The organism is Geobacillus sp. ZGt-1, assembly GCF_001026865.1.
In the GTDB taxonomy this organism is placed as follows: Bacteria; Bacillota; Bacilli; order Bacillales; family Anoxybacillaceae; genus Geobacillus; species Geobacillus thermoleovorans.
Genome location: NZ_LDPD01000026.1, coordinates 124,909 through 126,140, shown reverse-complemented (window position 1 = coordinate 126,140; position 1,232 = coordinate 124,909). Strand labels below are relative to the sequence as shown.

Genomic DNA, 1,232 nt, shown 5'->3' with positions numbered 1-1,232 from the left:
CTATGAGGGATTGAAACTATCCGCTCATTGATGACCCACATTCCGGACATTTGAGTTTTTATCGTACCTGTGAGAGATTGAAACCTTCGTGTTTTGTGCGAACGATCGTCGCAATAAACGCTTTTCATCACACCGTAAGCAACTCCATGGAGCGCACATAGGTTTAAATCTGTGCGGTGGAGAGAGGTTAAGAGTTGGCGAAGATGACTGAAAGAGATGAATCAGCATTCGCGGGCTATGTCTGTGCGATACCGGCGATCCGCTTCTGCCGTTTGTTTTAGGCAGGAGTTTTTTATTGTTATACAGCCGCTTTATGTCCATCCCGAATTGTCGTTCCAGGAAGAGAAAACGGCGCAATTTGTGTACGAGACGCTGCAATCATTCGGCCATCTTGAGTTGTCGCGGCCGACGAAAACGAGCGTCATGGCGCGGCTCATTGGCCAACAGCCAGGCCGGGTCGTCGCCATTCGCGCTGATATGGACGCATTGCCGATTCAAGAGGAAAACACGTTTGAGTTTGCCTCAAAAAACCCAGGCGTGATGCATGCGTGCGGACATGACGGCCATACGGCGATGCTTCTCGGGACGGCGAAAATTTTCTCCCAGCTGCGCGATGACATTCGCGGTGAAATCCGCTTTTTGTTCCAACACGCGGAAGAATTGTTCCCCGGCGGGGCGGAGGAGATGGTGCAAGCTGGTGTCATGGACGGGGTGGACGTCGTCATCGGCACTCACCTTTGGTCGCCGCTTGAGCGCGGAAAAATCGGCATTGTGTATGGGCCGATGATGGCCGCACCCGACCGCTTTTTCATCCGCATCATCGGCAAAGGCGGCCACGGGGCGATGCCGCACCAAACGATCGATGCGATCGCCATCGGAGCGCAAGTCGTGACGAACTTGCAGCACATCGTCTCGCGCTATGTCGACCCGCTCGAGCCGCTTGTTCTGTCCGTGACGCAATTTGTGGCGGGTACGGCGCATAATGTCCTGCCTGGGGAGGTCGAAATCCAAGGGACAGTGCGCACGTTTGATGAGACGCTGCGGCGCACGGTGCCGCAATGGATGGAGCGCATTGTCAAAGGAATCACCGAAGCGCACGGCGCCTCGTATGAGTTTCGATTTGACTACGGCTACCGCCCGGTCATCAACTACGATGAAGTGACCCACGTCATTGAGGAAACAGCGCGTGAACTATTGGGCGAAGAAGCCGTCGCCCGCTTGAAACCGAACAT

Annotated in this window: 1 protein-coding gene; it reads left to right on the top strand. The window is 54.7% G+C overall.

Annotation, left to right across the window (positions count from 1 at the left end):
• Window positions 1-216 precede the first annotated feature (216 nt).
• Window positions 217-1,232 (top strand): amidohydrolase (locus tag VU18_RS14180; RefSeq protein WP_152668838.1); only part of this gene is annotated, 1,016 nt, incomplete at its 3' end.